This window comes from Collinsella aerofaciens (genome assembly GCF_015557435.1).
GTDB lineage: Bacteria > Actinomycetota > Coriobacteriia > Coriobacteriales > Coriobacteriaceae > Collinsella > Collinsella aerofaciens_Z.
Genome location: NZ_JADNOH010000066.1, coordinates 15,622 through 40,763, shown reverse-complemented (window position 1 = coordinate 40,763; position 25,142 = coordinate 15,622). Strand labels below are relative to the sequence as shown.

The window sequence follows — 25,142 nt, the reverse complement described above, 5'->3', positions numbered from 1 at the left end:
CTCATCCGGTCCGACCGGGCCGCGCGGCAAGGAGATATATTGCCAGACCGGAGGGCACCCGTGGGCGGGAATCGCGCACTCCATATTTTGTTCACAAATGAATAGATCCCTCAGCCGCATCACTGAGGTTAAAACTGAAGCATCGGCTTCTGATATTGGCGATGACCAGCTGTTTTATAGGTGTTAAGGCATCGGTCATCTCTGGTGCGCCACTTTACTCCAAAAGCATCAGCTATTTGTTTCCTGTCGGTAAAAGGCAGGTTTTGTTCGCCAAGCGTTCTTATATATAGAGAAAACCGGGTTCGAACCCATGCGGCGGTAACAAAAAAGCGACCAACCGGAGTCGATCGCCTTCTTTTCTATGGTGGGCCGTCAGGGGTTCGGCCTGCTTCGCAGGCGGCCGCCGCGGCGCTTCGCGCCTTGCGCGCTGCGCTGGCAAACGCTCACGCGTTTCCTCAGCTCCGCGCCCTTTCGGGTTCGAACCCATGCACCGGCAACAAAAAAGCGACCAACCGGAGTCGATCGCTTTCTTTTCTATGGTGGGCCGTCAGGGGTTCGAACCCTGGACCTTGGGATTAAAAGTCCCCTGCTCTGCCAGCTGAGCTAACGGCCCGCGGGTGGCATTGTACCACGGTCTGGGACTATTCCCAACTCCATTGGCCGTTCTGGAAAATCACAACTTCACGTCCATCAGGCGTAATGCCCGTGATATCGATGTCGTCTGTGCCGATCATAAAGTCGACATGCGTGCTCGAAACGTTGACGCCATGCTCCAGAAGTTCCTCTTTGGACATGTCGTATCCGCCTTCGATGCACTCGGGGAAACCGACGCCCAACGCAAGGTGGCAGCTGGCATTCTCGTCATAGAGCGTGTCATAGAACAGAACGCCGCTTTCGCGGATCGGAGTGTTCTTGGAAATGAGCGCGACCTCGCCCAGATGAGCGGCACCTTCATCGGTGTCAATAATGCTCGCAAGCGTCGCCTTGCCCACACGGGCATCGTAGTCCACTACGCGGCCGGCCTCGAACTTAATCCAAAAATCGTCAACCTTGTTACCGTGGTGAATGAGCGGCATAGCCGAATACACGATACCGTCGGCACGCATACGATCAGGCGAGGTGAAGACCTCCTCGGTGGGGATGTTGGGGAAGAAGGGGTGTCCATCGGGCGTCTTACCCTTGCCGCCGGCCCACTCGTGACCCTTCGTCATGCCAATCGTCAGATCGGTTCCATTTGCCGCGGTGTAATGTAGGCGGTCAAAACGATTGTCGTTCAGGAAACGCAGGTTCTTTTCGAATGCCGCGTCATGAAGCTCCCAGTCGCTCTCCGGGTCCTGGCCATCGGCACGAGCGGTGTGCAGAATCGCATTCCACAGCTTATAGATTGCAACCTCATCGGCGTCTCCCGGGAACACCTCGCGCGCCCATGCCACGACCGGAGCGCCAGCGATGCACCACGGGTTGATGTTGTAGTCCAGTCCACGGCGGAAGACCTTGCACTGCGTATTCCTTGCCTTAGAAGCTGCAGCAGGCTTGGCGGGATCGATGCCCTTAAGGGCGGCAGGGTCCGCACCCTCGATAAAGATAAAGCAGGCGCCGTCCTGGGCCAGGGAATCCAGCTGCAGGCGCTTCCACTCGGGCGTCTGCTCAAAATAGCTTTTATCGACATGCTCGTACGTGAGCCTCGTCACGGCATCATCGGCCCAAATGACCGTCACGTGACCAGCGCCGGCGGCATAAGCCTCCGCGACCACCACGCGGGCAAAGGGCGCGCACTCGACCGGAGACTGAACGACAACCTCCTGGCCGGGCTTGACGTTTACGCCCTTGCGGACAACCAGGCGCGCATAGTTTTTAATCTTGGGCTCCAGGGCCTTCATGCCCTCCAGGGCTTCTTCGACCGTCAGGGCAGCTCGAATCATGTGCCACTCCATCTATCTATAGAACAGTAAAAAGGCGCGCCGCTAAAACGACGCGCCTTATATCTTAGCGATATGTATGAATACAAACGCTACTTCTTCTTGGAGTCCTTCTTGTCCTCCTCGGCAGCCGCGCGCTCAATAAGAGCGTTGAGCTTGTTCTCGGACATGCCCTCGGCCTGCGTGCGGTACATGTTGCGCAGGGGACGGATACGAACGAAGTCGTAGATAAAGTCACCCAGGATGATGACATAGGACAAAACGATGCCGACCATCTGGACGGGGCTGGACACCATGCCAGCGGGAGCGAAGTACAGCGAAGCCCAAATGGCCACGACGAGCACCATGCCGATAGCGAGCACGGCCCACCAGATGCGGCGGCGCTTGGTGTAGTCCTCATCCTGCTTGAGAAGGATATTCGACACCGTGTAGATGCGATCCTCCTTGGCGCGCTGCTTAGCCTTGCGGGCGCGCTTCTCCTCTTTAGAGAGGCCCTCGAGGTTCTCGCCCTTCTCGAGCTCTTTGCGGCGTGCCTTAGACGAAGCCGGCACGACGCGGACAGAGCTCGCTGCCTGACGGACGGGCTTGGCGGATGCGGCGGACTTGCGCGCAACCCCGGTAACCTCGTGGGATTGCGTGCGCTTGTTCGTGGCGCTACGGGTACTCACTTATGCGTTCTCCTTCATGCTTGTGAACTGGGAGCCCGTGATGATCTGGAAGGCCTCGCGATAGCGCTCGGACGTGCCATCGATGACCTCGGCGGGCAGGTGCGGGGTCTCCCCCGTCATATCCCAGTTGGCTTTGAGCCAATTGCGGACGAATTGCTTGTCGTAGCTGGGCTGAATCTTGCCCTCCTCGTAGCTGGCGGCAGGCCAGAAACGGCTGGAGTCAGGCGTGAGGCACTCGTCGATCAGCGTGACCTTGCCATCGATGACACCAAACTCGAACTTGGTGTCGGCAATGATGATGCCACGGGTCGCTGCATACTCGGCAGCAGCCTTGTAAATCTTGAGGGACAGGTCGCGGATCTGCTCGGCAATATCCTCGCCCACGATTTCGCAGCAACGCTCGAACGAGATGTTCTCGTCGTGGTCGCCGATCTCGGCCTTCGTGGACGGCGTGAACAGCGGCTCGGGAAGCTTAGAGGCCTCGGTCAGGCCCTCGGGCAGCTGAATGCCGCAGACGGTGCCGTTCTCGTCATAGGTCTTCTTACCCGAACCTGTCAGATAGCCGCGGACGATGCACTCGATAGGAATCGTCTGGGCCTTCTTGACCAGCATGGCGCGACCGGCGAGATAGTCACGATACTCGGCAAACTCCTCGGGGAAATCCGCCGGGTCGATGGAGACGAGGTGGTTGGGAACAATGTCGGCAAATTTATCGAACCAGAATGCCGAGATGCGGTTGAGCACCTCTCCCTTAAACGGAATCTCGTCGGGAAGAATGAAGTCGAACGCAGAAATGCGGTCGGTGGCGACCATCAGCAGGTTTTCACCGGCATCGTAGATATCACGAACCTTGCCACGGGAATCCGGACGACGCTCCATCGTTGTCACGTGAGTCACTCCTTACCAAAATACGACAGTAATGCGGGCTCTTTCCCGCACGTTTTCGCAAACCCGGAGCGGCAGGGACGAAACCCCCTCCTTCACCGAATAGCGAAAAGCTAGTGCTCCATTGTAGTAGATGCCGCGTCCGCCGTGTGCTCGCGAGGCAGATGAATCGTAAAAGTCGTACCCTTTCCAAGCTCCGACTCCACGGATATGTAGCCATGATGGCGCTCGACGATCTGCTTGGTCACGGCAAGGCCCACGCCCAGGCCGCCCGCCTCGCGGGCACGACTGGCGTCGGCGCGCCAAAAACGACCGAAGATGCGCGACAGGTCGTCTTTGGCAATACCGATACCGGTATCCGAAACCGCGATGTTGACATGCTTGCGGTCGCTGAGCACCGACACCACGACCCAGCCGCCCTCGGGGGTATAGCGCATGGCGTTGCTCAGGAGGTTGATGACGCACTGGGTGATCATATCGGGATCGGCCTCGACGACATCGTCATGGCCCTGGGTTTCATCCGCAAAGCGCAGACGCAGATCGCGGTCGGCAAATAGACGCTCCTGACCATTCACGATCGAACGCACGAACGGCACCATGTCCACCGGTTCAAGATTGAGCGGCGCGGTGCTGTTTTCCATACGCGACAGGTCGAGCATCTGCTGCACCAGACGGGCCAGGCGGCGCGTCTCGGAGGCAACGGTCTCCAAATGCTCATCGTCGGTGGGATACACGCCATCCTGCATGGCCTCGACCGTTGCGAGCATGGCCATAAGCGGCGTGCGAAGCTCGTGTGCAACATCTGAGGTCAGGCGCTTCTCGTGTTTCATATCCTTCTCGAGCGAAGTGGCCATCTCATCGAAGGTCTCACCCAGCTGATCAATCTCGTCATCACCGCGCAAACCAGTACGAGCGGACAGATCGCCATCGCGAATTTGCTTGGCCGTGCTCGTAATACGATGAATCGGCTTGGTGAGCATGCGCGACACGAGCGATCCGATAACGACCGAAATGCAGATGGCCACAACCGCGGCGAGCGCCATGGCGTTAAAGGTCTTCTCCCTAAACGCAGAATCCGCCTTGGTAAGCAGGGCGTCGGAGCCGATTGCCCACAATTTGACCTGGCCCACATGCTCGCCGGAGGACGTTACGATCTCGACGTTGGCCACGCTGTCGGAGTCGGTGGGGGCGGAGGAGACCGGGCTGTGCGATGCCCTCTTGCCACTCGTGTCGTCGGTCGTTGCCTGATTTTCGCGCACATCGGCGGTAGCGCTAGCCGAAGGCCACGAGTCGTCGTAGACGATAACGCCCTTTTTATTGACGACTTGCATGCCAAGATCGTCGGACACCAGGCTCGATGTCGCGACCGTGCGAAGCTCGCCCGCGGTCCAGTTGCCGTTTTCCTCGTACGATGTCGCAAGCTTTTCGGCAGCGGAATTGGCGATCTCGACGATATTGGAGCGCGTGTAGTCCGTAAAAACCGTACCCCATACAACGGAGACAACGCCCACCAGTACCAGTACCGTCATGAGCGATGTCAAAGCAAAAGCCAGGGCCATACGCGAGGGATAGCTCATCGTCGGCCGTGAATCGGAACGAGGCGTGTTCCAACTTGCCTTGGAACCCGCCTCGCTCTCCTGCTTGTGCTTTTGTCCGATTTCAAAGCGCGCAGGTGTCATATGCGATTACCTTATTTCTCGTCCGACTTATCGGTCTTGGCCGGAGCCTCAAAACGATAGCCAACGCCGTGGACGGTGTAGAGCCACTTGGGCTTCTTGGGATCGTCGCCCAGCTTGGCGCGGAGGTTCTTCACGTGGCTGTCGATGGTACGCTCGTAACCCTCAAAGTCGTACCCGAGCACCTTCTCGACCAGCTCCATGCGGTTATAGACGCGACCGGGGTGACGGGCAAGCGTGGTGAGCAGCTTGAACTCAGAAGCCGTCAGATCGACTTCCTTGCCCTCGACCAGAATCTTGTGGCCGGAGATGTCGATGACCAGATCACCGAAGTCGAGCACCTCGACGGCGGGCTCATCGGCCTGATGGGCACGACGGAACAGAGCGCGGACGCGGGCGACAAGCTCGCGCGGCGAGAACGGTTTGATCAGATAATCGTCGGCACCGAGCTCGAGACCGATAATACGGTCCTCGATCTCGCCCTTGGCCGTCAGCATGATAATGGGGACATCCGAGGTATCGCGAATGGTGCGGCAAACGCGCTCGCCGGGAATCTTGGGGAGCATAAGGTCGAGCACAACCAGGTCGAACTGATGCTTCTCGAACTCCTCGATCGCGGACTGACCGTCACCGACGCCCACAACCCAGTAGCCCTCGCGCTCGAGATAGGCAGCGACAGCGTCACGGATTGCCTTCTCATCCTCGACCAACAGAATCTTTTTTGCATCTGAAGCCATAACACGGCCCCCCTGTCTCAATTAGCTAAGAACAAGCCCATTTTAACGCACCTGAGCCCACCGAGCGCCGCTATGGTACGGCAGCTCGGCGGGCGGTACTCACAATTACAACGCGCTTATTCCCCTGTTGACGCCTTTTTAACCCCTCTAAGGTCAAAGAGAGAATAGACGTGCGGTAACCGTCTCGGGTATACCCTGGCTGTTTCGCACCGTCGCATAGGTAAGGAATGAGTCCGATTTTCCCGCCGTAGCAGGATAATCGCCATATTCCAAAGCACGATCGGGCGACAACAGCGAGCCGTAGGTTTTGGCAGAGGTATCGATTAGGAAATGCGATGCCTGGACCTTAACGAGGTATTTATTCTTCTTGCCGGCAGCACACGCAAGCGGCTCGCGCGACAGGAAAAGGTACGGCCCGCCCTCGTTGCCGATATACGTGCCCATATTGCCCAGGCTGCCCACGCCGCTATAGGTCGCCTCGATGGAAAACACAAAGGTATCGCCCATATACACGGCCTCGAAAGGCGAGACCGACGAGGGGAGAACCAGCTGGGCACGCTTGGTGTTGTTGCCGTCGGTCAGATCGATTGCCGTCATACCGTAGTAGACGCCCTCGTCGTTGTGGACGCGCGGAGAGATGGTCAAGATGCCGTCACTCACGCGCGGGGCGGATGCAAAGCGACCCGTCGATTTCCAAATTGTCTCGGCCTTGGACTCATCGACTGAGCGGCGATAGCAGAACGAATCGTTGCTCGTTTTATTGCCACTCGACGAAGGCATCTTATACCAGACGACCGATGACCCGAACGCCGTGAACAACGGCGGATCGTAGTCCTTGCCGCCCCGGTCGAGTTCAACCACATCACCGGCAAGCGAAGCTCCTGACAGATTTTGAGCGTAGAGCTTCCACGATGAATTGGCAAAGTTCATCTCAACCCACGTAAACACGCCATCGCCGGCACGGACATCGTAAAACGCGTACCCGGTCCCCTCAATGGGATCCTCGATAAGCGTGGTGAGCGAGCCATCGCCCAGGTTGAGCACGCCGAGTGTATTGGCATGCAGGGCAGAAGCAGGCGCCATCATCGCGGCAGCGTAGTCGCCATCGCAGTAATACAGCAGCGTGCCCAGCGGCAGCGTCCACGAGGCTGCGGGCTCAAGGTCAATGTCGACGGCCTCGTATTCATCTGTAATCGAGACGATCTTGGAATCGTCCTTGATGACCTGAGGCTCACCGGCGGCATCATCGCTGGTGCCCGTTTTTTTCGAGCATCCAGCGAGCAGCGTGGCAGCGCCGGCGGCAGTCCCACCAAGCACGAAACCGCGACGCGATATTCCGTTCTTAATGTAGTCGGTAATGCCCATTAGGCGATCTCGGCGCGGGCGGCCTCGATGGCGCGCGTAAGCTGATCGGCGCAGGAAGTCTTCTTCATGCCGCACGTGTTTCCGGCGAGAACCTCAATCACGCGATCGGAAGGAGCACCCTCGACCAGCTTAGAGATGGCCTTGAGATTACCATCGCAACCGCCGGTAAACTCGACGCCCAGCACCTTGCTGCCGTCGTCAGAGAGATTGAGGTGAATATTGCGAGCGCACACGCCCTGCGGCTTGTAGTCAAAACTAATCATTGCGATCCCCTCTCAAATACACAGTAAGTCACTTATTATCGCTGTCTATTCTCGGATACAACAAGGCGCTTTGCCGGCAACACACATTACCAGCAAAGCGCCCAAACAAGTTAATGTCGCGGCAGAGCCTACTCGAAGCTCAGCTGCTCCAGACGGTCGAAGACCGTATCGATACGAGTGAGGAAGTCCCACGGATCGAAGATCTCGTCGAGCTTCTCCTGGCTGACGGTGCAGCGCGGATCCGCCTCGAGGCGCTCCTTAAAGGTGGGGCCGGAGACACAATCCTGCACCTCATGCCAGGTTGCCATAGCGTTCTCCTGAACGATGGCGTAGGCGTCCTCGCGGGTGATGCCCGTGTCGACGAGAGCCAGCAGCACCTTGGAAGAGAAGATAAGGCCGCGGGTCTTGTTGAGGTTGGCCACCATGCGGGCAGGGTACAGCTGCAGGCCATCGATGACGCGGATGAGGCACTGGAACATGTGGTCAAGGGCGATAAAGCTGTCGGCCTGGGCGACGCGCTCGGCAGAGGAGTGCGAAATGTCACGCTCGTGCCACAGGGCAACGTTGTCGAAGGCAACCTGGGCGTTGGACTTCACGACGCGCGACAGGCCGCAGACCTTCTCCATGGTGATGGGGTTGCGCTTGTGCGGCATGGCGGAGCTGCCCTTTTGACCCTTGCGGAACGGCTCCTCGGCCTCGAGCGTATCGGTCTTCTGCAGGTTGCGAACCTCGGTCGCAATGCGCTCGCAGGTAGCTGCCGTGGTAGCGAGCACACCGGCGAGGTAGGCGTGGTGGTCGCGGCTGATGACCTGCGTGGACAGCGGATCATGAACCAGACCTAAGTGCTCGCAGACATACTCCTCGACAAACGGCTCGATGGAGCTGTACGTGCCGACAGCGCCCGAGATGGCACCGAAAGCAACGTTCTTACGGGCGTCCTCAAGACGGTCCAGATCGCGCTTGAGCTCCCAGGCCCAAGAGCCAAACTTCATACCGAAGGTCATCGGCTCGGCATGGATGCCATGAGTACGGCCGGCGCAGAGCGTGTTGCGCTCCTCGAAGGCGCGACGCTTGCAGATCTCGCCGAGCTTCTTGACGTCCTCGATGATAAGGTCGCAAGCCTGAGTGAGCTGATAGCACAGAGCCGTATCACCCAGGTCGGAGCTGGTCATGCCGTAGTGAACCCAGCGGCTGGGCTTGGGCTCGCCCTCGGGAACGTCGGCATCGATATACTCCTTCATGTTGGTCAGGAAGGCGATGACGTCGTGGCGCGTGACTTCCTCGATCTCGTCGACCTTTGCCTTCTCGAAGTTGGCGTGGTCGCGAATCCACTGGGCTTCGTCTTTGGAAATACCGATCTTGCCGAGCTCCGCCTGGGCCTCGCAGGCCAGGACCTCGATCTCCTGCCAAATGGCGTACTTGTTCTCGAGGGAGAAGATGTGTCCCATCTCCGGGCGGGTATAGCGATCGATCATAGCGGCTCCTTTTTGGTTATTGGCACGTTGGTCGTAACTCGACTATTGTACCGTGCGCAGGTGCCCGTATGAGCTACGGGCATCAACCTAACATTTTGAGATTGGAGCGGGCAACGGGACGTCCGCGTATTTGCTTCGCAAATCCGCACCGGCTGCGGTCGGCGAATCCGGGCTCGGGAACATGCGAGGGCAAGGCGGGCTGAATCCGCACTCCCGAAATCTGCCATGCTCGGTGGAGCGGGCAACGGGACGTCCGCGCGTCCGCGTCGCGGACGCGCACCGGCTTCAGGCACCTTGCGGCGCCTTCGCCTGCTCGCTATAAACGCTTCGCGTTTATTTAACGCTCGCACCCTGTCGGGTTCGAGTCCCGGCACTTTATTGAAAAAAGCACGGCACCGGAACGGTATCGTGCTTTAACTTTTTTGGAGCGGGCAACGGGACTCGAACCCGCGAGTGTCAGCTTGGGAAGCTGATGCCTTGCCACTTGGCGATGCCCGCTTGTGTGTTGGCTAGTATAACGCGGTTGTCTTGTTCGATACAAGGGTGTCGATGCTTGTTTTAGCTGTGGAGAATCGTCTGAAAAACAGTCCAATTGTGGAGACAGGGACCTCTGGTGTCCTTATTTCACCATCTTTTACCTGCGGTTTTATTTGATTGTTCCATATGAACCCAATTTGTCGGAAATCGGGCAAGCTTTTGGTCAGCTTCCGGTACTTACCCGCATGAACCTCGGGGGTAGCCTCGTCCCAAGCGCCGCAGCCTCCCCGTGCGGCGCACGAGGGATAAGGAGCAGCCATGTCCAACGCACCCACGCACTCTGTCCACAGCGCAATCGCAACAGGCCCGCTGCTCCTACTCCTCTTCCTACTCATCAGTTGCTTGGCTCCGAGACCCGCACTTGCCATCGACGGGTACGATCAGCTCGGCTTTCGCACCATTAGCGACGATTGTGGGCCCTTCTTCATCGGTAAGTACGAGGCTCAAGACGCCTCAATCGCGTACTGTATGAACCAGGAACGTCCCGGTCCCACCAAGCCGGGTGGCCCATGGCTCAACTTTGATCAGGGCTGGGTATGGCTCGACGACGAGTTCGCGGCGATCGTTTGTCACGGATATCCTTCCGCAACGTCGTTTGGCGGTTACAGCCTGTCGCCCGATCGCGCCCGTGCCGCCACTCAACTTGCCGTATGGATGCTTAACGGCACCACCCATATCGACGGCACTTACTCCTATACAACAGCTCAAGGCAAAACAAAGAGCGGGCATTTTACCGCCGACAATGAGGTTGTGGCTGCCGCACGGTGGCTTCACGACAATGCAAAATCGGGAGGCATCAAAGCCGCTCCGCACCGCGCACGGCGCTATTTGGGACCCATATCGGGCGGCAGCAAACGTCAAGACATGCTCTACGTGCTGCCAGCGGTCTCTGTTTCTTTCCAAAAGCAGTCTGCAAACGCTGCCATTACCAACGGAAACAATACTTATCAGCTTGACGGGGCAACATTCGATGTTTTTGAGAGCGCCGGCGACGTGCGCGTCGGCACCATCAAAATGAACAGCAACGGTCAAGCGCAGGCAACACTTTTACCCAACACGGCATACTACCTGGTAGAGACAAAGGCACCGGCAGGCTATATCCCTCGACGCGACCGCATCCCCTTTACCACGGAGGGCGGTGGTGGCCATGTCACAATCGATGAGCAGCCAGGCACCATCACGCTACGCATCATAAAGCTTGACGCCGCAACGGGTGCCGGAGCCCAAGCGGGGGCCTCGCTCGCCGGCGCCGAGTTTACCTGCGTCTCTCAATCCACCCCCGGATGGACGCAAACCCTCACGACCGACGAAACCGGTCGAGCAACCCTTGATAACGTTCCCCTTGGAACCTTCACCATCTATGAGTCGAAGGCCCCCGAGGGCTACCTGCTACCCAGCGACAGCTGGACCTACACCGTTGGAGCCGACCAGTTGGGCGATTCGGGCGTCGTCGAGCTCGAATCGCGCATTTCAGATATTCCGATTGCATTTGACCTTGAGATTTCCAAATTTAAAGATCATGGCAACAGCGATCAGTCTGGCTTGGAACAGCCCGCTGAAGGCGTTGTCTTTGAAGTCATCAGCAATAGCTCACAACAGGTTGTTGGCACGTTGACCACAAATATCTATGGTTTTGCCTCTACCAAAGACCAGCCCGAAGCATGGTTCGGCGCCGGCAAGCGACCCGATGGCGCCCACGGAGCCATCCCCTACGACCGTGCCGGCTATACACTTCGGGAGGTCCCAGAATCCGTCCCCGAAGGCTTTAAACAGGCAGGAGAATGGGCCGTCTCGGCTGAACAGATTGCCGACGGTGCCGAGCTTCAGTACATCGTGGACAACCATGCCCTGTCGACGCATCTCCAGATTGTTAAGCGCGACGCTCAGACCGGTGCCGCAGTTCCCCTTGCCGGCTTTAGCTTCCAGTTGCTCGACAGCAACCACGAGCCCATCTCACAAACGTGCTGGTATCCGACCCACAATGTCCTGAACACCTTTACGACCGACGCAACTGGTACCGTCACGCTGCCCGAGTCTCTTAACCCGGGTACCTACTACGTGCGAGAAGTCTCGGCAAAGAAACCTTATCTTGTCGGAGAGGATCTCGAGATAACAATCCCCGCCGACAGGTATCTAACGCCCGTTGCGATTGCCTCATACTTCGACGATGCGGCAACCGGAAGCATCGAAATCGTAAAGTCCGACGCTACCGACGAGCGCAAGCTCATGGGGGCCGTGTTTGACATCCGAGCTGCAGGCGATATTATTCGCCCTGACGGCAGTATCGTTGCCCTGGATGGTGAAACCGTCGCCACCGTAACTACTGACGAGCAAGGGTCCGCCCGTGCGAGCCATCTTTCGCTGGGATGTGGAACCGCATGCTACGAAGTCGTTGAGACCCAAGCGCCCGAAGGATATCTCCTAGACCAAAGTCCCCATACGGTCGAGCTGTCATATGCCGACCAGACAACGTCCGTCATCGAAGCCCATCTCGGAGTATCCGACGATTTCACCAAGATCGATATCTCAAAAGTCGACCTAACCGGAAAACAAGAGGTGGAGGGCGCTCAGCTCACCCTATATGGACAAGACGAAACCGGAATAGACTCCTGGACCTCATCCGATAAGCCGCACCGCATCGGACATCTTGCGCCCGGCACCTACACATTGCGCGAAATGATGTCCCCGCGGACCTACGACCTTGCTGAGGAGATAACGTTTGAAGTGAAGGCTACGGGAGAAGTCCAATCTTTCGCAATGAAGGACGCGCCGATCGAGATCAAGGGGCAGGTCGACAAACGTCAAGAAATTGCCCAGCCCACCGGGGATGGCCTCTTGGCTAACGGCGATGGCAAAAACCGCGCCGCGACACAAGCCGATGCGGAAGGGTTTTTCTCCTACACCGTCGATGCGCGAAACGAGTCGACCACCTGGGTTGATGAGTTCACGATTACCGATGATCTTGAGTGCGCCAAGGACGGCACGGCAAGACTCGTCTCAATCGAAACCCCTATTGCCATCGGCGACCTCAACGGTCTGTGCAACGTGTGGTACCGCACAACGCCGCTGGGCTCGTCAGACATCGACGAGCAGGCAAACGCGACGCTTAACGATGGACATGAAAACCCCTGGCTTGAGTCCGACGAAGTTAAAGAGAGCCTGGGCGAGGACCGCCGTCTCGTTGATTACGAAGGCTGGCAACTCTGGAAAACCGATGTCCCGACCACAAAATCAATCACGCTTGAGGTAAATGAGCTCGACCTTCCCGTCGATACCATCGTAACGGGCATTCGCCTTGAGTACGGTGCGGTAGACGCCGACTTTGCAACCAGGTGCGACGAAGATTCTTGGAAGCGCGAAGACCTTAAAAACGAACATGACGATCTCGATGACGCCAAGGCAACCCTTGGCACAGACGCCCGGGGCGCAGTTGTGCACATGCAGACGACATCGGCTTATACACCCCAAACTGCGCTCATCAACAGCGCACGCGTCGATCTTTGCCGCAACGGCGGCGGCGATAAACTTGAGTCACATGACGAGGACCGCGTCATTCAGCGCTGCACCCTACCGCAGGACCTACCGGCAACAGGATCAGTTCCCATCGCTGCCTGCATCACCGCGCTCCTGACCTCGGGTGCGGCAGCCCTATGGTTCGCTCGCCTTAGGTCGATCCCAAAGAAGCGCTAATGCATAAAAAGCGGGCGAACCAGTCTCCCGGTTCGCCCGCTTTTAGCCATGTAAAGTGCCGCGGCTATTCTGCAGATGAAGATCCGCTGTCGACGAGCGCCTGCTCGGACTCGGGGATTCCATCGGCACCCGTACTTTGCTCTTGCTCCACCTCTTCGCTGATTGCGGATGCGGGGGTCGACCCCTTTACACCCACGATATAGGCAGCCCCAAATCCCAAAGCGACGGCAATAAGGGTCAGAATCAAATAAACAGGCCAATGACGTTTAATGAACGAAAACACGTTGACTCCTTAGAGCTCCGCCTACGAACGGCGGATAACCTCGGTCACGACCTCGGATACCGTGGCAATGTTCGTCGGGTTAACGTTGTGGGGCAGGTCGTCCTCGGTGCGAGCACAAGCCAGGCGCGTGCCGTCCACACCGGCGATGGTGAGGGCACGACGGCTCGCCTCGAGTGCGGCATAGGCATCGGTCTTGGCATAGGGCATCTCGAGCGCACCACAATCGACATGGAACGACTTGCAGACCTTGCTGACCAGATTCATGATGCGGCGGTCGCCCTTAAGCAGCTGCTGCTCGCCCTCGACCGTCACTACCGAAAGCCTACCGGCGCCGACGGATTCAAGATTGATGAAGAATACGCCGCGGAGCTTATCGCGATGCGAGGCCAAGAACGCCTTCATGCCGGCGCCATCACAATCCGAGGCACCCGTCGCCACAAACCAGATATCGTGACCAAGCAGTTCGTCATCGCCCATAGAAGCGACAGCCGAGAGCATGTCCTCGTCAGATGCACCATCGGAAGACGTGGCGCCGCCCTTCCAGCCGTCGTTATCGTCCTCGAAGTTATCCCACGAGCCGATACCGCGGCCAGACTTCTTAGCATCGTAATCGTCTTCGACACCCAGCCAGTCACTCATGCTGTCCTGATCGTTTTTCTTTTTACGACCAAACAGACCGCCCAGACCGCGCTTGCGGGGCTTGGGCGCGGCCGAAGCGGGAGCCGAGATGGTCTCGAGCGGCTGCGAGCCCGACGCGACGGGCATGGAAGGTGCAACGGGCGCCGACGTGGGCTCGGGACCCTGCGCCGTCGCGAAGGGGTCATCGACCTGAGCCGAGGGGTCGGGAAGGTCGAACAGTGACGTGCGAGACGCAACGTTAGCCTGCTTCATCGACGGCAGCGACGGATCGGGAACCGAAGCCAACGGCGACGAGGAGGGCGTAGGCACCGGAACTGACGCCGGATCGGGAACATTCATCTGCGGGCGCGGCGTGGCCTGAGACGAAATCTGCGCCATGAGGGAATCGACCGTTTCGTCCTGAGTGGGGGCGACGTTGGCAACCGTGGAGCCAGAACCACCCGGAGTCGGCATGGTGAAAATCTGCGTGGAGTAAGGTCTCGACTCGTCCGTCTCGGGCGCCTCGGAAACCTCGGAGACCACAGCTGCCTCATCCTGCTCGACCTCGGCCGAATCGTTCTGCTCAACCGCTACGTGCTGCTCTTCCTCAGCACTGACCTCAACGACCTGGTCTTCGGCAGCATCCGGGACTTCAACCGCATCGGCGGTCTCGGCATCGTTTGCCACAGCGGCCTGATCATCGGAAGCCTCAAGGGGCTCAGCAATCGCGGTGCCCTGTTTTTCAAACGTTATCGTGGCATCGAACTGCGCGGCGTCGAACGACATGGTGCCATCAACGGGCTGCTGGGGCTCGAAAGACGTCGTCGCCTCAACAACATCAGCGGATGCCGGTTGCTGGGACTCAAAAGACGTCGTAGCTTCGGCAGCGTCGACGGCCACGGGCTGCTGAGCCTCGTTCTGTTCGAACTCCTGCGCCGCACGCTCACGCTCCGCCTCGGCTGCCTGCTGCTGAGCGATAGCCTCCTGCTCGGCAGCCTCGCGTGCGATGGCGCGCTTTTCCTCAAAGTCGTCGATGAATTTCTTGCCCTTTGCAAATGCACCCTTAAAGAAGCTGGAAGCACTGGCCCCAATCGAAGAGAAGGCGGATGCAATATCGGCATGGGGCGTCGCCGCGGGAATCTCGGCCGAGAAATCGGTATCACTCTCGTAAGACACGCGTCGCGGTTGCTCGGCATAATCATCGTCAGACTCGTCCGCGACGTCCTGCGCCGGCGCGGCGGGTGCCAGAATGTCCAGTCCCGCTGCGGGATCGATTGCAGGCATAGCCTCGGACTCCGCAACGGCAGGAGAAGCCGCAGCGGACCCGTCGTCCGCAACAGCGGCGGGTGCAGGTGCATCCGCGACGGGGGCAGGCTCGGGCTCGAATGTCGGCTCCTCGCCCTCCTCGTAATCGAGCGTACAGGACTCGGGAAGCATGCCGAGTGCGCGGATGGCATCCGAACCAAAGCGGATGTTGCCGGCGGCATTGCGATAGAGCTTAGGCTCAGGCTCGCTGGGCTCGACCACAACAGACTCCTCCGCCGACTCGGCAGCGGGAACCTCGGCAGCAGGCTCTTCGACTTGGACAGCCTGGCCCTGTGCCTCGGGCACAATGGAGCCGATCAGCGTCTCGTCGGCAGATGCACCCTCAAAGCCATCGATCTGCTCGTCGAAAGCCTCGCCTTGTTTGGACTCGAGCTGATCATCGGAAGCGATCGGCTGGCCAAACTCGTCCTCCTCGTAGGTAGGCTCTTCGTACTCAATGGTGTTGCCATAGTCGTTTTGCTGCTGGGCCGCGGCATATTCCGCCGCCGCACGTGCCATCTCCTCGGCGCGACGTTTTTGCTCACTAAAATAGGTGTCGAACGGAACATCGTCGGGGAACTCATTCTCGCCCTGGAAGGGGGCGACATTGTCCATAACGCCAAGCAAAGCGGCGACAGAAGATTTGTTGCACACCGCGCCGGACGTATAGGGAAGGATGTAGCGATTGGAGATGATGTTTGCCGCGTTGGCGAGCGCAACGAGAGAGGCGAGAATCGCGACGATCCACAGCAGAACCTTGAGCGCGCCGGGAAGCGGCAGGATACGCAGGACGGCGACGGCAGCGGGGGCAACCGTGGCGACGGGCAGCAACTTAGCGATGAGCGCGCGGTACGAAGCATAGGGCTCGCGGGCAAGCAGCTCGGCGCGAGGGGAGTCGTAATGTGCGACAACGACCACCGGGCGATTGCGCGGGGACGCGAGCGGGCCAGAAGCCTTGTGATAGGCGATGACATTTTGGCTCACGCCCGTCTTTCCCAGCCCCGAAATCACGGGATGCCCGGTACGCTCGAGCACATAGAGCACGGCACCGATGATGGCCAGCAGGGTACCGACCAAGCCGATGCCGCCACCGATACCCATAAGCAGGGCGCCGACAAACGCAAGGATGCCGGTAATAGCAAATGCCAGCCTGCTCGGCGCGGGAGCATTAAACTCCTGCACCTCGGGATCAAAGCCATGGTTGCGGAAAATCTGAGCGATATCCTCGGCAGCCAAGCGCTCTTCTTCGCTGCATGCCGGCGTGATGCCGGCGTTCTGCAGCAGGTGGTTGATATAGTTCTGGGTGTTCGCCATGTGCGCTCCACATCCATAATCCGACAAATAGGCCCAATGCATGCACATTAGAACCGTATATAGTCGAAAGTATACCCCGAGCGAGCGCAAACGACCGAATTCGGGCCATCTTAACGCCCCGAGCGGACAAGGATATAGCCTAATCTCCATATCGGACTAAAATCATGGCAGCAAACCACCTTCCCATGCGAGGACTCTATGACGGCAAGCGACACGACCGCTATTAACAAAAAGGGAACGCCGGAACCCAGTTTCGATAAAACGGCCCAGCGCATCCTCAATCTTTTCTTTGTACTCAACAGTTCTCCCGAGCCGTTGACGACCGAACAAATCGTCTTGGATTCCGATTTGGGGTATGGCTCGGGCAACATCGACTCGGATAAGCGCAAGTTCCGCCGCGATCGCGACAAACTACTCGAACGCGGCATCGTAATCAAAGAGGTTCGCCTCGCCGGCGCGCAAGAGACCGAGGAAAGCTCGTGGACGATCGACCGCGAGCACACGTTTGCGGCAGGTGGGCTCATCACCGCAGACGATGCCGACATCTTGCTAGACGCCATCGACCAGACGCTTGCGGCCGGCTCCTCCGCCTTTGCCGCGCCGCTTGCCGACATCCGGTCCAAGATTGCCTATCTCACCGGCATATCTGCCGCAGACGAGGCGCCGATTCACCGTTCTCCCACCGTCGATGCAGTTTGGAGCGCCTTTGCCGAGCGCTGTGCACTGCGCTTTTTGTATCAGAACGGTCGCGGCGAGCAGAAAGAGCGCACCGTCTGCGTCTACGGTATGTTCGAACACGATGGCACGGCGTATTTCTGCGGTCTGGACAATGCCACCGACAACATCAGAACGTTCCGCTGCGACCGCATCGTCCGTGCTTGGCGCCCCTCAAAGGCATACTCCATTCCCGCAGACTTCAATCTCAACGATTACCTGTTCTTTGAGTTCGATTTTGCCGACCGACCGCCCGTTGCGGCAACGTTCTCGTTCGCGCGCGAGTCGCAAGCCGATATGGTCAGCGGTCTCACGCGCGGGCGAGGCGATCTTGCACGCAGCGAAGAAGGATGGACCTGGACCGTTGACGTGCGCGACTTTGACGCCGCCGCCTCATTCTGCATGGCCCATGCCATGGACGGCATGAGGCCCGTTGCCCCCGATGCACTCAACCTGGCGTGGAACCACCTCATCGAAAGGACGGTGCATGAGCATGCCCGCTCGTAAACTCACCAGCGAGCAGAGACTCTCGCGTGCCATCGACATCATGGAAGCCCTCTACGCAGCCGGAAGCGCGGGGCTGACGAGAAATGAGATTTGCAGCCGCTTCGACATTTCCGGAGCTTCGCTGGACGAGATCCTCGATATCGTCTCGACCCTCGCTGATCGCGAGTCGGGCGCCCGCATTATCTGCGAGCGTAACGGCGAACACATATCCCTTACCGGCGATGCTGGACGCGTGCTGCCGCTGCGCCTGAGTGCCGCCGAAGGCGCCGTGCTCAATCATGAACTTGAATCACTGGGGATCGAGCCCCAGGCGGCGGCTCGGATTCGACATGCTCTCCTTCCCGAAGAGCTCGGCTACAATCAGCGCGTCGTCGACACTGTTGTCCGCGGATCGCACTGGCAGCAGCTCAGCAGCGCTATTCAGGACGGCGTTCGTTGCCGCATTACTTATCGTTCGATGGACGATGCACAGCCGCGCGAGCGCCTCATCGACCCTTTGCGCATCGCGACGCATGGCGATCAGACCTACCTGATTGCCTGGGACATCGAGGTTGATGGGCAACGTTCCTACCGCATGGACAAAATCGAAGGTCTTTCCCTCACCGAGGATTCTGTCGAGCGCCACGCGCCTTCGACCGCATCCCTTCACGACTCCCTCTCCCAAGCGGAGCAGAGCGCAAAGCTCCTCATGCCGCTCGACATGGCAGAGCGTCTAGACTGGGCAGGTATTATGTCGATCGAGCCAAACGGGGCAGGTGCGGCAACAGTGATCGTGCGTTACGGCTCCGAGCGTTGGCTGCTCAGCCAGGTAATAGCAGCGGGCGGAGCCATCCACATTCTGGATGACCCCGCTCTGTCAAAGCGTCTATGCGATATGGCGAAGACCTTAGTCTGCCCGCTCTAGCGGCGCCGCTCGTGGCGTGCACGCCACAACTGCAGATAGTGACCGATCTGCGCCGATTCAATGCGCTGATAGGAACTCGTGGGCAGCGAAGTTAAAAACTTCTTGCCATAGCCCTTCGTCACTAGGCGTGGGTCGGCCAAGATGAGCACGCCACAATCGGTCGACGAGCGAATGAGGCGGCCGGCGGCTTGTTTGACCTCGAGCACAGCCTCGGGCAGCGAATAGCGTGCCCAGGCGCGATCTTCACGCAGATTACGCTCGCACGAGAGCGGGTCCGTGGGGCTCGAGAACGGCAACTTGGGGATGATGACGCAGCGCAGCGTCTCGCCGCTGGCATCAAACCCCTCCCAGAAGGCCTTGAGCGCAAAGAGCGACGAGGTCGGCTCGTTGATAAAACGGTCCCGCAGACGGCGCGGGGACGAATTTCGCTGCTGGCAGTTAAGCTCCAGGCCTGCACGGGCCAGTTTGGGCTCCACACGGGCGAACAGATCCTCCATGTCACGTCTGTTGGTGAACAGCGTGAGCACCGATCCACCCATGGCAAGATGGGCGTCGACCAGTACGCGCTCGAGTGCCGACAGATAGCCCTCGCGATCGCGCGGGTCGGGAATATCCCCGGCAACGACCACGGCCATATTTGAGTCGAAGTCATAGCTCGAATCCAGATGCAGCGACGAGGACGTCGAAGCACCGATACGGTCGAGTCCGACAGCGTGGTTAAAGTGCTCAAAGCTCTTAGACACCGTCATGGTCGCCGAGGCAAAGATAGCCGTGTGGACCTCAGGCAGCCACTCGGTTGCCAAGGCCTCGCCAATGTCGATGCGCTCTGCGGTCATTGACTCGCCGCCGGCACGCAGTCTGCGGTTAACCTGCAGCGAGTACACGTAGTGCTCATCGGTACCATCGATGATGAGTTTGAGGTTCTCCGTTAGTTCGTGCAGACGATGCGAGATATCACTCAGGTCGACAACGATCTCGGGCTTATCGCCGGCGACGGCTTGCACCAGCGCATCGACACTCTTGTCCGCTTGCTCCAGTGCGTCGATGGCGGCATGCGCCGACTGCATAAAATCATGCCAGTCGTCCGATTCGCGCAGCTCGGGGCCAATCCATAGATTGGCATTGTCATAACCCCCACGGGCACGGCGGCCGAGCTCACGAACGCCATCGAACACGTCGGCGATTGCCATGCTCGCAAGGGCGACGGTGGATGTCGCCTTGGCGGTTAGGCCAAGATAGAGCGTGGAGCCCTCAGAAGTCGCCAAATCACGGGAAACCTGGCTCAGCGCACCGGAGCTCGAACCGCCCAGGCGCTCAAACAGAACGCGTGACTCATCGGCCGAGACCACGCGCGCCCACTGGCGGCGAGCCTCGCGCTCGATGGAATGGGCCTCGTCGACTACCCAATGGCGAATCGGGGGCAAAATCCTACCCTCGGCAGCGACATTGCGGAACAACAGCGAGTGGTTGGTGACCACCACGTCGGCATGCGCCGCACGGCGACGCGCGCCGTGAACCAGACATTTGTCGGGGAAGAACGGGCATAGTCGACGGGCACACTCGCGCGAGGCCGTCGTAAAGTCGGGACGATTGACGCTGCGCCAGCGAATGCCAAGCGAATCGAGGTCGCCGTCTGCCGACTGGCACACGTACGCCATGATGACCGCAACTGCCGTGAGCGTGTCAGCCGGATCGCGCTTGGTGGTGATCTCGACCTGGCCGCGACTCATGCGCTCGAGCTTGCGCAGGCACGGATAGTGGTCATAGCCCTTGAGGGCGCAAAATGACAGGCCGGCGTCCAGTTGTTCGGCAAGTTTTGGCAGCTCATGGTACATGAGCTGGTCGGCGAGATTATTCGATTTGGTCGCAATGCCAACGGTAATGTTGTTACGGCGTGCAGCCTCGGCAAAAGGCACCAGATAGGCCATCGACTTACCGACGCCCGTACCCGCCTCGATTACACGGTGCGTACCCGTGACGAGCGCATCGCGGACCTCGAGTGCCATCGCAATCTGCTCATCACGCGGCTCGTAGGTGGGATACATGCGATTGACCAGGCCACCCGGAGCATAATCCGCCTCGATTTCTTCGCGGCTCGGCATCTTGAGGACCGGCAGTTCGTCGGCATCCACGCGATCGTCGGCACGGTCGGCCTTGAGAACGTCGGCGCGTGCGGCGCTGAGTGAGAAGATGGAGCCCGGGTTCTGACCCGCCAAAAACGAGAAGATGGGACGATAAGACCAAGGCACATCGGGGTGCATATCGGCCAGGCGCGTCATAAGGCCCTGAGGCAGGTCGGTGAGCGCCACGAGCAGCACGCGCCATACCCCACACAGGGCGTCGACATCGGCATTCGCACGGTGCGACACCGAGTCACAGCCGAACAGGTCGGCCATAAAGGACAGCTTGTGAGACGCCAGGCGCGGAAGCGCAATGCGCGACAGCGCCAATGAATCGATCCAAATATCGCTGACGTTGACACCGCCCTTGACCGACTCGATAAACGAACGGTCGAAGGTAGCGTTATGCGCGATGACCGGGCAGCCGCCGACAAAATCGGCGAGAGCGGCCACGGCGTCAACGGCCGACGGAGCATCAGCCACATCGGCGTTCGTAATGCTCGTGAGCTCGGTAATCTCGGCAGGAATCAGCTGCTTGGGATGCACAAAGGTATCAAAGCGGTCAACGACCTCGCGGCCCGAAAGGCGGGCCGCGGAAATCTCAATCAACTCATTGTCTTGCACCGAAAGACCTGTGGTCTCGGTGTCGAGGACGATGACATCCTCCTCGATAAGCCCGAACGTCTGCGTCTTGGCACGCTCGGCAAGCGTGGCGTAGGAATCGATGACAAACTGCGGTGTTCCAGGGGATACGGCGTCCTTGATTAGCATGCAATGCCCGCTCGGCGAAGGCCCATGCGAATCAGGCTGTCACAGACCTGCGGGAACGTCATATCGTCCGTATGGCGAATCTCATCCGGATACAGCGACGTATCGGTCATACCCGGAATCGTATTGGTCTCGAGGATAACGGGGCCGTCCTCGCTCACGATAAAGTCGCTGCGCGAGATACCCAGGCAACCGAGGGCCTTGTGGGCAGCACAGGCAAGTTCCTGGGCACGGGCGTAGTTCTCAGGCGAAATCTGCGCCGGAATGCGATGGATATCCGTGGGGTCAACGTACTTTACGTCCAGATCGTAGAACTCGCAGTCCTCGGGCTTGCGAATCTCGACGATCGGCAGGGCGCGAACTTCATCCTCGCCATACACGCCCACCGTGATCTCGGTTCCCTCGATGCACTTCTCGACCAGCACCTTATCGCCGTACTCAAAGGCCTTGGCGATGGCAGCGGGCAACTCGGAAGGCTCGTGCACCAGGGAGATGCCATAGCTCGAACCGTTGACGGCGGGCTTTACAAAGCAGCGCTCGCCACAAACCTCGACGATGTGATCGATATCGACTTCGTCGCCCGTCTCGAGCGCCAGACCAGGGGCAATGGGGATGCCTGCCTTGGCGTACAGGAGCTTCGAGACCTCCTTATCGGCACCACAGGCGCTCGCGAGCACGCCCGAGGCCGTGTAGGGGATACCCAAGGTCTCCATGGCGCCCTGCATGGCGCCATCCTCGCCGCCGGCTCCGTGCATAGCGATAAACGCAACGTCAAAGCCGCCGGTTGCCATGGTCACCATAAAGTTATCGGCAGCCGTGTCCAGCAGTTCAACCGAGGTGTAGCCGGCCTCCCTCAGGGCCGCCACAACGTTCTTTCCCGAATTGAGCGAGATCTCGCGCTCAGCGGAATGACCGCCCGCCAAGACCGCTACGTGCATGTTCTCTAGGCTTTTACCCGGCATGGGCAGACTCCTCCTCTATAATTTCTGCAGCTGATACCATATTGTAGCGATACCCTCTACGTTTCCCCAAAATCGAAAGGCTTCCATGAATCCCAGGACTAAATCTCAGGACATTCGCGACTTGAGCCAAAACGATATCCGCGAGCTCGTTGCCGAACTTGGCCAGCCCGCCTTCCGCGCGAAGCAGCTCATCGAATGGGTCTTTGAGAAGAACGTTTGTTCGTTTGATGACATGACCAACCTTCCCAAGGCTTTCCGCGAGCAGCTTAAAGAGGCCTTTGCCTTCGATACGCCGACAGAGCTCACCAAACAGGTTTCCAAGGACGGCTCGCGCAAGTATCTGCTTGAGTATCACGACGGCGTTTCCGTCGAGACCGTTGGCATGCCGCGCCGTAACAAGCTTTCTGTCTGTGTTTCCACCCAGGCCGGCTGCGGCATGGGCTGCGCTTTTTGCGCTACCGGACTCAACGGCCTTAAGCGTTCGCTGACCGCACAGGAAATCGTTGACCAGGTGCTTCACGTTTCTAACGATTTTGGCGAGCGTGCGACGAGCGTCGTCTTCATGGGCCAGGGCGAGCCCTTCGCCAACTACGATGAGGTGCTCAAGGCCCTGCGCATCCTCAATGATCCCGACGGTATCGGTATTGGTGCACGTCACCTTACCGTCTCTACCAGCGGCGTTATCCCCGGCATCCGCAAGTTCGCCGATATCCCCGAGCAGTTTACGCTCGCCGTGTCGCTGCACTCCGCCATCCAATCTACGCGCAACAAGCTTATGCCCGGCGTTAAAAAGTACACGCTGCTGCGCCTCCACGAGGCACTGCAGCTTTATACCGAGAAGACCGGACGCCGCCCGACTTATGAGTACGCCATGATTGAAGGCGTCAATGACACGAACCCCGAGATGCAGGCGCTTTGCGACTTCTGCGAGGGAACGCTGTGCCATGTCAATCTGATTCAGCTCAACGACATTGAGGGCAGCCCGCTCAAGCCGTCTCCGATCCACAAGGTCGAAGATCTTCAGCGTCGCCTTGAGTCCCGTGGCATTGAGACCACGATTCGTAATTCTCGTGGCAACGACATTGACGCTGCCTGCGGTCAGTTGAAGCAACGCTTCAAGGTTCAGAAGAATGCATAGGGGAGTCTCACCCTATAACGTTTCATGTGAAACATAGAACAGCCCCGGTTGCGATAATGCAACCGGGGCTGTTTCATTTATTTGTCATTATATTGAAAACAACTTTCGATAACGGTTTTTCAACCAAAATAAAGGGTCCTTGTCTCATATGCCAGACAAGGACCCCTTTAGAAAAGGCTGATAATTGTTAGGTACCTAAAAGCCAGCATTCTCCCACTGGTGATTAACCCAATCTTGGTTAATCTTGGGATTCTTAGTTACCTGAGCAGTGCGCATTGCGACATCTTCTGTCATCACATCCATTTTCTTCCTTGATGTGTCGACAATATCCCGAGCTCCGCGAAGCAGTCGACCTCGCAATTCATCGTCTGTCGCGATCTTATATCCGGCAAAGGCACCAGCGGCGACGGTAGTTACCAAAGCAATGGCTGTGAGAAACTTATTCCTCATCCTGATCCCCCTGACCAAATTGAATCATTTCGCCAAGAATACGGGAGAGCTCTTCTTCGTCCTTGAACTCAATTTCAATCTTATTCTTACCGCGAGAGCTCTTCACTCGCACGTTGGTATTGAATACCTGACGAAGAACGCGAGCAGCCTTCTTAAACGACTGAGGTGTTGCGGGTCTGGGTGTCTTCGGCGTCTCTCCGGCAGAAAACAATGGAGCAAGATTTTCTGTCGCACGCACCGAAAGTCCTTCAGCGACTACCTTCTCAGCAAGCCTGATTCGAGCATCTTCGTAGGGAACAGCCAAAATCGCCCTTGCATGCCCAGCAGTAAGTTTTCCTTCAAAAATCATCCGCTGAACAACATCAGGAAGGTCTAGAAGACGGAGGGAATTAGTGATCGCTGAGCGCGATTTACTGACAGCCTTAGACAAGGCCTCCTGTGTCATGCCACTTGCATCGATAAGTTGTCGATAGCCCTTTGCCTCTTCGACAGGATTCAAATCGGAACGTTGAAGATTCTCGATTAGCGCCAGGGCAAGCATCTCTTCATCATTAACATCCTTAATGATGACAGGCAGTTCTTCGAGGCCCGCGAGTTTCGATGCCTGATAACGGCGTTCACCGGCTATGATCTCATAACCGTTACCATGCTTGCGAACCAAAAGCGGCTGCAGAACACCGTGCTCCTGAATTGATTCACTTAACTCACGGAGTTCAGTTTCATTGAAGTGGATACGAGGCTGATTCGGGTTTGGAACGATATCCTCAATCGCAAGTTTGGTTTCTGCTGCTGAATTTGAAGCGGAAGTCGCAGAACCACCAGTCTCATACTCAGCCTCAGACAC

Annotated in this window: 19 protein-coding genes and 2 tRNA genes; 5 read left to right on the top strand and 16 right to left on the bottom strand. The window is 58.4% G+C overall.

Annotation, left to right across the window (positions count from 1 at the left end; translation table 11 throughout):
- Window positions 1-187: hypothetical protein (locus tag I2G43_RS10530; RefSeq protein WP_229071634.1), on the top strand; the 187-nt coding region annotated here is incomplete at its 5' end.
- A 350-nt stretch (window positions 188-537) separates the two neighbouring features.
- On the opposite strand, the gene I2G43_RS06300 is transcribed toward I2G43_RS10530, so the two are convergent.
- The 10 genes from I2G43_RS06300 to I2G43_RS06255 form a co-directional block, all read right to left on the bottom strand.
- Window positions 538-613: transfer RNA gene (locus I2G43_RS06300), tRNA-Lys, on the bottom strand.
- A 28-nt stretch (window positions 614-641) separates the two neighbouring features.
- Entirely contained in the window at window positions 642-1,922 is a 1,281-nt protein-coding gene (locus tag I2G43_RS06295; protein ID WP_195535490.1) for an aminopeptidase, read from the bottom strand.
- Window positions 1,923-2,011: 89 nt separating this feature from the next.
- A complete protein-coding gene (locus I2G43_RS06290) occupies window positions 2,012-2,587 on the bottom strand; it encodes a hypothetical protein (protein ID WP_195535489.1) in 576 nt (191 codons plus the stop codon).
- Entirely contained in the window at window positions 2,588-3,466 is an 879-nt protein-coding gene (locus tag I2G43_RS06285; RefSeq protein WP_195535494.1) for a phosphoribosylaminoimidazolesuccinocarboxamide synthase, read from the bottom strand.
- Window positions 3,467-3,585: 119 nt separating this feature from the next.
- Complete coding sequence (locus I2G43_RS06280) at window positions 3,586-5,151, bottom strand: sensor histidine kinase (RefSeq protein ID WP_195535488.1); 1,566 nt, start codon at window positions 5,149-5,151, stop codon at window positions 3,586-3,588.
- Between the two features lie 11 nt (window positions 5,152-5,162).
- Window positions 5,163-5,885, bottom strand: a complete 723-nt coding sequence (locus I2G43_RS06275; protein ID WP_006236208.1) for a response regulator transcription factor — start codon at window positions 5,883-5,885, stop codon at window positions 5,163-5,165.
- A 153-nt stretch (window positions 5,886-6,038) separates the two neighbouring features.
- Complete coding sequence (locus tag I2G43_RS06270; RefSeq protein ID WP_195535487.1) at window positions 6,039-7,250, bottom strand: hypothetical protein; 1,212 nt, start codon at window positions 7,248-7,250, stop codon at window positions 6,039-6,041.
- Window positions 7,250-7,513 (bottom strand): TIGR03905 family TSCPD domain-containing protein, encoded by a 264-nt coding sequence (locus tag I2G43_RS06265; RefSeq protein ID WP_195535486.1) that lies wholly within the window; start codon window positions 7,511-7,513, stop codon window positions 7,250-7,252. Before I2G43_RS06265 ends, I2G43_RS06270 begins: the two co-directional genes overlap by 1 nt.
- A 128-nt stretch (window positions 7,514-7,641) precedes the next feature.
- Window positions 7,642-8,988 (bottom strand): adenylosuccinate lyase, encoded by a 1,347-nt coding sequence (purB, locus tag I2G43_RS06260; RefSeq protein WP_195535485.1) that lies wholly within the window; start codon window positions 8,986-8,988, stop codon window positions 7,642-7,644.
- Between the two features lie 423 nt (window positions 8,989-9,411).
- A tRNA-Gly gene (locus tag I2G43_RS06255) sits at window positions 9,412-9,486 on the bottom strand.
- 297 nt (window positions 9,487-9,783) lie between these two features.
- Between I2G43_RS06255 and I2G43_RS06250 the strand changes: the two genes are divergently transcribed.
- Entirely contained in the window at window positions 9,784-13,215 is a 3,432-nt protein-coding gene (locus I2G43_RS06250) for a SpaA isopeptide-forming pilin-related protein (RefSeq protein ID WP_195535484.1), read from the top strand.
- Between the two features lie 64 nt (window positions 13,216-13,279).
- Here I2G43_RS06250 and I2G43_RS06245 read toward each other — a convergent pair whose 3' ends face one another.
- Window positions 13,280-13,498 (bottom strand): hypothetical protein, encoded by a 219-nt coding sequence (locus I2G43_RS06245; RefSeq protein WP_195535483.1) that lies wholly within the window; start codon window positions 13,496-13,498, stop codon window positions 13,280-13,282.
- A gap of 21 nt (window positions 13,499-13,519) precedes the next feature.
- The gene (locus I2G43_RS06240) at window positions 13,520-16,735 is read right to left on the bottom strand and encodes a hypothetical protein (protein WP_195535482.1); all 3,216 of its coding nucleotides are present in this window, start codon (window positions 16,733-16,735) and stop codon (window positions 13,520-13,522) included.
- 198 nt (window positions 16,736-16,933) lie between these two features.
- On the opposite strand from I2G43_RS06240, the gene I2G43_RS06235 reads away from it, so the two are divergent.
- Window positions 16,934-17,956, top strand: a complete 1,023-nt coding sequence (locus tag I2G43_RS06235; RefSeq protein ID WP_195535481.1) for a helix-turn-helix transcriptional regulator — start codon at window positions 16,934-16,936, stop codon at window positions 17,954-17,956.
- Window positions 17,943-18,860: a helix-turn-helix transcriptional regulator gene (locus I2G43_RS06230; RefSeq protein ID WP_195535480.1), complete on the top strand. Its 918-nt coding sequence runs from the start codon at window positions 17,943-17,945 to the stop codon at window positions 18,858-18,860. The genes I2G43_RS06235 and I2G43_RS06230 overlap by 14 nt, the downstream gene beginning before the upstream one ends.
- Here I2G43_RS06230 and I2G43_RS06225 read toward each other — a convergent pair.
- On the bottom strand, window positions 18,857-21,751 hold the full coding sequence (locus I2G43_RS06225; protein ID WP_195535479.1) for a helicase C-terminal domain-containing protein: 2,895 nt from the start codon (window positions 21,749-21,751) through the stop codon (window positions 18,857-18,859). The two genes, I2G43_RS06230 and I2G43_RS06225, sit on opposite strands and share 4 nt — an antisense overlap.
- Window positions 21,745-22,710, bottom strand: coding sequence for a D-alanine--D-alanine ligase family protein (locus I2G43_RS06220; protein ID WP_195535478.1), 966 nt, complete (start codon window positions 22,708-22,710; stop codon window positions 21,745-21,747). The genes I2G43_RS06225 and I2G43_RS06220 overlap by 7 nt, the downstream gene beginning before the upstream one ends.
- An 85-nt stretch (window positions 22,711-22,795) precedes the next feature.
- On the opposite strand from I2G43_RS06220, the gene rlmN reads away from it, so the two are divergent.
- Window positions 22,796-23,848, top strand: a complete 1,053-nt coding sequence (rlmN, locus tag I2G43_RS06215; protein WP_055287295.1) for a 23S rRNA (adenine(2503)-C(2))-methyltransferase RlmN — start codon at window positions 22,796-22,798, stop codon at window positions 23,846-23,848.
- Window positions 23,849-24,043: 195 nt separating this feature from the next.
- Here rlmN and I2G43_RS06210 read toward each other — a convergent pair whose 3' ends face one another.
- Both I2G43_RS06210 and I2G43_RS06205 read right to left on the bottom strand, forming a co-directional pair.
- Complete coding sequence (locus tag I2G43_RS06210) at window positions 24,044-24,298, bottom strand: hypothetical protein (protein ID WP_195535477.1); 255 nt, start codon at window positions 24,296-24,298, stop codon at window positions 24,044-24,046.
- A complete protein-coding gene (locus tag I2G43_RS06205; RefSeq protein WP_195535493.1) occupies window positions 24,288-25,142 on the bottom strand; it encodes a ParB/RepB/Spo0J family partition protein in 855 nt (284 codons plus the stop codon). The genes I2G43_RS06210 and I2G43_RS06205 overlap by 11 nt, the downstream gene beginning before the upstream one ends.